This window comes from Rhodococcus ruber, from assembly GCF_016804345.1.
GTDB lineage: Bacteria > Actinomycetota > Actinomycetes > Mycobacteriales > Mycobacteriaceae > Rhodococcus > Rhodococcus ruber.
Genome location: NZ_CP044211.1, coordinates 5,479,688 through 5,488,044, shown reverse-complemented (window position 1 = coordinate 5,488,044; position 8,357 = coordinate 5,479,688). Strand labels below are relative to the sequence as shown.

At 67.8% G+C, this 8,357-nt stretch carries 4 protein-coding genes and 5 pseudogenes; 7 read left to right on the top strand and 2 right to left on the bottom strand.

Annotation, left to right across the window (positions count from 1 at the left end; all coding sequences use genetic code 11):
• Nucleotides 1–1,142: 1,142 nt before the first annotated feature.
• From F1734_RS25210 to F1734_RS25190, 6 genes and pseudogenes are all read left to right on the top strand, one after another.
• Nucleotides 1,143–1,589 (top strand): annotated as a pseudogene (locus tag F1734_RS25210) (hypothetical protein).
• Nucleotides 1,586–1,998, top strand: a pseudogene (locus F1734_RS25205) (MaoC family dehydratase). The pseudogenes F1734_RS25210 and F1734_RS25205 overlap by 4 nt, the downstream one beginning before the upstream one ends.
• Nucleotides 1,917–2,420 (top strand): annotated as a pseudogene (locus tag F1734_RS26605) (SDR family NAD(P)-dependent oxidoreductase); the annotation flags it as partial. The pseudogenes F1734_RS25205 and F1734_RS26605, both read left to right, overlap by 82 nt.
• A 65-nt stretch (nucleotides 2,421–2,485) precedes the next feature.
• The gene (locus F1734_RS26600) at nucleotides 2,486–2,857 is read left to right on the top strand and encodes an SDR family oxidoreductase (RefSeq protein ID WP_420803901.1); all 372 of its coding nucleotides are present in this window, start codon (nucleotides 2,486–2,488) and stop codon (nucleotides 2,855–2,857) included.
• An 11-nt stretch (nucleotides 2,858–2,868) separates the two neighbouring features.
• Nucleotides 2,869–3,383 (top strand): annotated as a pseudogene (locus F1734_RS26505) (pyridoxamine 5'-phosphate oxidase family protein); the annotation flags it as partial.
• A gap of 7 nt (nucleotides 3,384–3,390) precedes the next feature.
• A complete protein-coding gene (locus F1734_RS25190; protein ID WP_203011204.1) occupies nucleotides 3,391–5,373 on the top strand; it encodes an oxidoreductase in 1,983 nt (660 codons plus the stop codon).
• A 227-nt stretch (nucleotides 5,374–5,600) separates the two neighbouring features.
• Here the strand turns inward: F1734_RS25190 and F1734_RS25185 are convergent.
• A pseudogene (locus tag F1734_RS25185) lies at nucleotides 5,601–7,225 on the bottom strand (flavin-containing monooxygenase).
• A gap of 289 nt (nucleotides 7,226–7,514) precedes the next feature.
• On the opposite strand from F1734_RS25185, the gene F1734_RS25180 reads away from it, so the two are divergent.
• Entirely contained in the window at nucleotides 7,515–7,823 is a 309-nt protein-coding gene (locus F1734_RS25180; protein WP_003938431.1) for an EthD family reductase, read from the top strand.
• Nucleotides 7,824–7,903: 80 nt separating this feature from the next.
• On the opposite strand, the gene F1734_RS25175 is transcribed toward F1734_RS25180, so the two are convergent.
• On the bottom strand, nucleotides 7,904–8,326 hold the full coding sequence (locus tag F1734_RS25175) for a nuclear transport factor 2 family protein (RefSeq protein ID WP_010594004.1): 423 nt from the start codon (nucleotides 8,324–8,326) through the stop codon (nucleotides 7,904–7,906).
• Nucleotides 8,327–8,357: the final 31 nt, after the last annotated feature.

Here is an 8,357-nt window from a genome sequence, read left to right as displayed (position 1 = left end):
GAGTTCGGTCCGGGGGGTAACGGGACGTACGAGAGCTGCTCGCGAGTTCCAGCCCGGCCGAACCGATCTGGACGCCGAGCGTCGGGGAGACGACCCGTTCTTCATCCTCTACACCGCGGCACCACGGGAGAATCAAGGGTGCGCTGCACTCGCACACCAGCGCGGCCGCCGGCATGCTCAACCAGACCGTCGCCGAGCGGGTCGTGCCGACCGACGTCTACATGCTCACCGGCCAGATGTACCACATCCCGGTGGTCCTCTCGATGAACTACATGAAGCACGGATGTCCGGTCGTGCTGGTCAATTTCGAGGCCAAGCAGGCGCTCGAATCATCGAGTCGGAGCGGGTCTCGGCGTTCCTCGCATCACCACGATGCTGAACTGGATGATGGCCGTGAGAACTTCGACTCCTACGACCTGTCGAGCCTGCGCAACATCCAGTACGGCGGCGGCCCGATGCCGTCCGCGATCGTCCGAGCGCGCTCGAGGCGTTCCCCTGCACCCTCATCCAGGGGTACGGCCAGACCGAGGCACGACCATGTCGTTCCTGTCCCAGGAGGACCACCTCGACCGGTCAACGGCATCAACGAGCACCGGCTCAAGTCTGTGGCGGGAAGGCTTCGGCACCACCATCCGGGTCGTCGACTTCGACGGCAACGAGGTCCCCAAGGACGGCAAGACCCCCGGCGAGATCGGGTCCGCTCCGAAGCCAACATGCCGGCTACTGGAACAAGCCGGAACTGACCGCACAGACCCTGCGGGACGGCTGGATGTGGACCGGCGACGTCGCGGTCTGGGACGAGGACCACTACGTCTACATCGTGGACCGGCCAAGGACATGATCATCTCCGGCGGCGAGAACATCTACAGCATCCAGGTCGAGGACCATCGGCGCCCACCCCGCCGTCCTCGAATGCGCCGTCATCGCATCCCCGACGACGAGTGGCGAGGTCGTCAAGGCCGTCGTGTCCTCAAGCCCGGGCAGACCGCCACCGAACAGGAGATCATCGACACGCCAAGCGGAACCTGGCCTCCTACCAGAAGCCCCGTTCGGTGGACTTCGTCGACGCCCTGCCGAAGGCGCCGACCGGAAAGATCATGAAGCGGACCTGCGGGCCCCGTACCTCGAGACGACGGCGCCCGATGACCGTGGACACCGGACGCCGGGTGCCGACCGAAGCCGAGCTCGCCGACCTCGTCGGCACCCGCTTCCCGGCGGCAGGCCACGCTCGAGCCGTGGTGGGTGCACTCGTCCTCGACAGCATGCTCGCCGACCCCGCCGACGCGGCGCGCACCCGGTGCTGGTGTTCCTCGTCGCCACCGGCGCGATGGCTGGAGCGCGGACGAGTTGTTCGCCGTGTTCGGGCCACCGAGGCCGACGGACCGATGGCCGGCGAGACCGAGACGGTCGTGCACCGGCGCTGCGCCTACCGCGTCTCGGGCGAGATCGTCTCCGCGACGCGCAAGGGCCGGCGCACCGGCGTCTTCGACATCGTCGGCTACCGCCTCGACCTGCACGGTGAGGACGGGGCGCTGTGCGCCTCCACCACCAACTCGATCGTGTTCCCCCGCCGAGGAGAAATCTCATGAAACCGGCTGTCGGGCAGCAGATTCCGAACGTACCGTCGATGCGGTGGATCCGGCCCGGATGAAGACCCTCTCGGCGCTCATGCGCGACCCGAACCCGATCCATTTCGATCGGAACGCCGCGGCTGCGCTGGGCCTCGGGAGCGCACGGTCAATCAGGGCCGAGCAACATCGCCTACGTCGTGTCCATGCTCGGGTCCTGGGCCGGCGGCGTGGACCGGGTCACCGGATACCGGTTCCGATTCCTCGGCAACGTGTTCGAGGGGGACCGGCTGCGGCCGCAGGGGTGGTGACCGACGTCGAGGACACCGCCGACGGCCTCCTGGTGCGCTGCGATCTCACGCTCGACGTCCTGGGCGGCGCGCGCGTTCTCGAAGGCACCGGGACCGTCCTGGTCCCCGCCGATCACTAGACATCGTTTTCCACGAGAGGAGCGTCAACCATGGCAGGACGAGTAGAAGGCAAGTCGCGTTCATCACCGGGGCCGCCCGCGGCCAGGGCCGCAGCCACGCGCTGCGGCTCGCCGAGGAGGGCGCCGACATCATCGCGGTCGACATCTGCGAGAACATCGACACGGTGACCCCGTACTACCCGCTGGCCACCGAGGACGAGCTGAAGGAGACCGTCCGGCTCGTCGAGGCCCTCGACCGCCGGATCGTGGCCCACCGCGCCGACGTCCGGGACCGCGCGGCGCTGCAGCGCGCCTTCGACGACGGGGTGGCGCAGCTCGGCGGCGTCGACATCGTGGTCGCCAACGCCGGCATCGCCACCTACGGCCGTTCGTGGGAGCTCACCGCCGAGCAGTGGCGGGACATGATCGACGTCAACCTCACCGGCGTCTACAACACCGCCGTCGTCGCGATCCCCACGATGATCGAGCAGGGCCGCGGGGTTCGATCATGTTCACCAGTTCGATCGGCGGACTCAAGGGCATCCAGCAGGTCGCCCACTACGTCTCGGCCAAGCACGGCATCGTCGGACTCATGCGCACCATGGCGAACGAGCTGGGCCCCTACAGCATCCGGGTCAACACCATCCACCCGACGAACGTCGACACCATCATGATCCAGAACCCCGGACGTACGGGATGTTCTCGCCCGGGATCCGGAGCCGTCGCAGGAGAAGGCGATGCCGGGTTCATGTCGCTGAACACGCTGCCGGTGCCGTGGGTCGAATCGATCGACATCAGCAACGCGGTGCTGTTCCTCGGCAGCGACGAGGCGCGTACGTCACCGGAGTCACCTTCCCGGTCGACGCCGGCGCATACGTGAAGTGATGTGAGATGGCCGTCGGCATCGACGACAACGAGGACCTGCGCACGCTACGGGTCGACGAGGACGGCATCGCCGAACTCGTAGCGGCGCAGACCGAATGCACCTTCGCCTTCACCACCGCGGCCGGGTGGCCGGCCGGGGGGTGGTGATGAGCTACCTGCACCACGGCGACCGGTTCTGGCTCACCGCCGCGAAGGACCGCGCCCACGTCCGGGCAGCGACGCGCGAACCCCGCGTGACGCTGGTGGTCTCGAATGCCGGCACCGGACTGCCCGGCAGGAGGATGCTCGCGGTCCGCGGCCGTGTCACCGTCCACGCCGACGCGGAGACCAAACGCTGGTTCTACCCGGCGTTCGCGGCGCGCCATGCTCCGAACGATCCCGAAGCCTTCCAGCGCCTGCTGGACAGCCCGAACCGAGTCGTCCTGGAAGTCCGTCCCGTCCGAATCGCGGTCAGTCACGACTCGACCAGGATGCCGGGCGACGGACGCGGCGGCTCGCTCGGGCCCCGACCGAACAAGGGTGAACGAAATGACCGCGGATCCGGACTCCGCCTACGCCCATCTGCTCTCGCCGTTCCAGATCGGCCCGATGAAGCTGCGCAACCGCGTGGTGCTGCCGCCGCACGCGTCGGCGATCGGCAACATCTTCGGGTCCGAGGCCGACGCCGAACGCAACCTCGCCTACTACGTGTCCCGGGCCCGGGGCGGAGCCGCATGGTTCGACAGCCTCAGCGCGTGGGTGCCGAACACGGGGGTGATCCCGGGGTTCGAACCCACCGGCGTGGGTGCCACGGTCGAAGGCCACTACAGCCTGCCATTCTTCGTCGAACGGGTGCAGGCGTACTCCGATGCCCTGCACGCCGAGGGTGCGGTGGCGACGGGGCAGATGGTGCACCAGGGCGGTATGCCGCACGGCGCGTCGTCGGTCCTGAGCGCCCCGGTGATCAACAACGTTCCGCACAAGCTGAACCGGGACGAGATCGCCTACTTCGTCGGTCAGTACAAGTTCTGTGCAGAGCAGGCCCAGAAGGCACGTCTCGACGGCGTCGAACTCCACATGAACCACGACGATCTGCTGGAGTACTTCCTGTCGCCGCTGACCAACAAGCGTGACGACGAGTACGGGGGCTCGATCGAGAACCGTTGCCGGTTCCCGGTCGAGGTGCTGCGGGCCATCCGCGACGTGATCGGATCGTCCATGGTCATCGGCATCCGCCTGAACCTGCGCGAGGAGGTGCCGGGCGGATACGACATCCACGGCGCCGTCGAGATCGCGCAGTACCTCGAGAGCACCGGACTCGTCGACTACTTCCACGGCGTGGTGGGCAGCCCGTGGGGCAACCCGTCCTACATCCAGCCGCACTTCTACGAGGCCGGTCAGTGGAGCGACCTCGCCGGGCAGCTCAAGCGGGCGGTGTCGCTGCCCGTCGTGCACACGGGCCGGATCAATCACCCCGATGTCGCCGAACGGATCCTCGCGGCCGGCGACGCCGACGTCGTCGGCATGGCTCGTGCGCACATCGCCGAGCCGTCGATCGTCGAGAAGGTCCGCACCGGCCGCGTCGACGAGATCCGGCCCTGCGTCGGCGGCAACGAGTGCATCAGCCGCCGCTACGTCGAGGGGCTGCCGTTCGGCTGCGCGGTCAACCCCGTCACCAGCAACGAGGTCGACGGGCCGTGGCCCACCGTGACCGACCCCAGGCGCGTGCTCGTCGTCGGCGGTGGTCCGGCCGGCATGGAGTTCGCGGCCCTGGCCCGGGAGAAGGGCCACGACGTGGAGCTGTGGGAGGCGTCCGACGTGCTCGGCGGCCAACTGCGCACCGCGATCAACGCCCCCACGTACGACATGTTCGAAAAGTACATAGACTGGCAGCAGCGCCGGCTCGAGCGGGCGGGCGTGAAGGTCGCCTACCGGCACGCGGCGACGAAGGCGGAGATCGAGTCCGCGGGATTCGACGTGGTGGCGGTCGCCACCGGCTCCACCCGCCGGATCCCGGACATCCCGGGTGTCTACGGCGACAATGTCGCCGACATCCGCGACGTCCTCAACGGCGACGCCGTGGTCGGCAAGCGGGTCCTGATCGTCGCGCAGGACGACCACATGCCGCCGCTGTCGCTCGCCGACTTCCTCACCGATCGCGGGCACGACGTCACCGTCGTCTACGCGACCCAGGTCGCGGGGCAGCTGCTCGGCCGCTACATCGTGGGCGCGATCCTCGGGCGCCTCGACGAGAAGGGCGTGCAGTACCGGTTCATGGAGGACGTCGTCGAGATCACCCCGACCGGGGTCGTCACCCGCAACGTCTATTCGGGGCGCACCTACCAGGTGGACGGCTTCGACTCGGTGGTGCTCGCCTGCGGTGGCATCGGGGACGCCGACCTGTACGAGAGTCTCGAGGACGGCCCGGCGGCCGAGGGCGAGCGGGAGGTGCACATTCTCGGTGACGCATACGCGCCGCGGCGGCTGGTGTTCGCCACCCGTCAGGCGTACGCGCTCGCGAAGCTGATCTGACGGACACCGAGACGGGGGTGCGGGCTTCGGGCCTGCACCCCCGTTTCGGTGTCCGTCGGCGATGAGCGGGATGTTGCTGCGTCGAGCGGGAGGTTGTCGTCGTCGCGTCTCGCGTTTCGGCGCGAGATCCTCCCGCTCGGTGCGAGATCCACCCGCGCGATACGAGCGACGCAGCGAAAGGCGCCGGGCGATCGCTGGTCGCGATCGCCCGGCGCGAGGCCCCGACATCAGGCCAGGACGAATCCCTTGAAGTCCGCGTCGCGGACCTCGTTCCACGTCTGCTCGTAGAGCACGATGCCGCCGGCGTAGGGCATGAAGATCTGCGGCTTGCCGGGATGTTCTGCCCGCGGTACCAGGATCCGGACTCACCCTGCGGCCACAGGGTCATGTTCGCGATCTCCTCCACGGTCTCGACCCACTGGTTCTGCGCCTCCTCGGTGGCCTCGATCGTGGTCAGTCCGTGCTCGCGCATGTGATCCATGGTCTCGACCGTCCACTCGACGTGCTGCTCGATGGCGGTCACCATGTTCGACAGCACCGACGGGCTGCCGACGTTGGCGATGATGAACATGTTGGGGAAGCCCGCGGTGCCCAGGCCCAGGTGTGTCTTCGGGCCCTCCTGCCACGCCTCCCGCAACGGCAGACCGCCGCGGCCGCGGATGTCGATCTGCGTGAACGCGCCGGTGAAGGCGTCGAACCCGGTGGCGAGCACGACGGCGTCGAACTCGTACTCGGTGCCGTCGGCGAGATGCATGCCGTGCTCGGTGAAGCTGTCGAGGGGCTTCTTCCGCAGGTCGACCAGTTCGACGTTGTCGCGGTTGAACGTCTCGTACCAGTCCGTGCCGATGACGGGCCGCTTCGCGCCCATCGGGTAGCCGAACGGCTTGAGGCTGTCCGCGACGTCCGGATCGTCGACGATCTCGTCGACCTTGGCCCGGACGAAGTCGCACGCCGAGTCGTTGGCCCGTTGATCCACCATCAGGTCCGCGAACGCGCCGAGGAAGGCGATGCCGCCGCCCTGCCAGCGCTTCTCGTACTCGGCCCACCGCTCGTCGTCGCTGACGTCGTACGCGGCCTTCGGGTTGTCGTCGCGGATGCAGCCGGCGGCGGCGGTCCGGCAGGCCTGGCGCCGCGCGCGGTAGTTCGCCTTGACGTTCGCGACGAACTCCGGGTCGAGCTTGTGGTTGCGGGCGGGAATGACGAAGTTGGCGGTGCGCTGGAGGACGGTCAGCGTGCCGGCCTGCTTGGCGATCTCCGGGATGGCCTGCACCCCGGAGGAACCCGTACCGACCGCGGCGACCCGCAGACCGGTGAAGTCCACCCCCTCCTCCGGCCACGCGCTGGTGCGGTAGATCGGTCCCTGGAACTTGTCGAGGCCGGGGACGTCGACGTCCTTCGGTACCGACAGGCAGCCGACGGCCATGAGACAGAACCGAGCGACGTACTCGTCGCCCCGGTCGGTGCGGACGTGCCACTTCTGCTCGCCATCGTCGAATCGGGCTTCGGTGACGGCGGTTTCGAGCCGGATGTCGCGGCGCAGGTCGAACCGGTCGGCGACGTGCGAGAGGTACGCCTGCAGTTCGGGCTGCGACGGGTAACGCTCGCTCCACTCCCACTCCTGCTCGAGATCCTCGTCGAACCCGAAGGAGTAGTCGTGGCTGTCCACGTCGCAGCGGGCGCCGGGGTAGCGGTTCCAGTGCCAGGTGCCGCCGACCTCCTTGCCCTTGTCGAGGGCGACGGCGGTGTAACCGTGGCGGCGCAGCTTCCACAGCAGGTACAGGCCTGCGAAGCCCGCGCCGACGACGACGGCATCGACCTCGGTAGCGGCGGTGGGGGTGGGAGTTGCAGTCATCGGATGGCCTCTCTGACTGGGGATTCGATCGGATGTGCCGATGTTGCCGCCGGACTCGCGGATTCGGTGGGTCCGGCGGGAGCGTGATCCGCCCGGCTGATCGGCCGGCGCGGAAAAAAGTCTGTGACGGGTATCACTCTATCAATGCGAATGGATATAATCAAAGACGGAAAGCGAATATATGTGGCGGGCTTTCCTGCCTTCTTGCTGCGTGCGGGACCACTCCACCATCCCGCGTGCGGGTCCGCCGCCCGGAGAATGTCCGAACCCATCATCGAAAGAGGTCCACATGTACCGACTCGTCGCCGCCTACAACCACCCCGAGGATCCCGAGAAGTTCCTCGACCACTACCGCAACGTGCACTCCAAGCTCGCACTGAAGCAGCAGGGCATCCGGAACTACGAATGGGGTGTGTGCTCCACTCCCGACGGCAGCACCCCGCCGCACTTCCTGGTCGCGGTCTGCGACTGGGACAGCAAGGAAGCCATGCTCGCGGACATGGCGTCGCCGGAAGGACAGCAGGGCGCAGCCGACCTCGAGAACTTCGCGCAGGCCGGCGTCTCGTTCGACTTCTACGAGATCACCAAGGACATCTGATCGGGGAAACCCGACCGGGACACGCGACCGGGGTGGGGACTGCGAAGTCCCCACCCCGGCCGCGTATCTCGCCGTCGTGGTCAGGCGTCGAAGCCGTCCATCTGCGGCGTGGTGAGACCCGTGATGATCCGCTCGGCGATCTTCCAGCCGTCGGCGGTGCGGACGTAGCGGTCCTCGTTGAGTGCGATCGCCTTGATAGCGGCGCCGTTCTTCATCTCCGCTTCGGAGAAGACGTAATTCGTACCGGTGGCGTGGTCGTCGTCCTCGAAGTCGATCACGTGATTGGTGATGATGTGGAACTGCTTGTCCACCGCCTGTGCGTCCCGCTCGAAGAAGTCGAGGATCTGCTCGTGGCCCTCGTACCGGGTCAGGCCCACGGCGCTGGCGTCCCACACCCCGTCGGGTGCGAAGGCGGACAGGGCTTCCTTGGGGTCGAACCGGTCGAGACCCCGGGCGTAGAGGTGGGTGACGCGGATGATCTCGTTGATGTCGTCGGCGCGCATGTGTCGGTCTCCGTGTACTCGAGGGGATGGG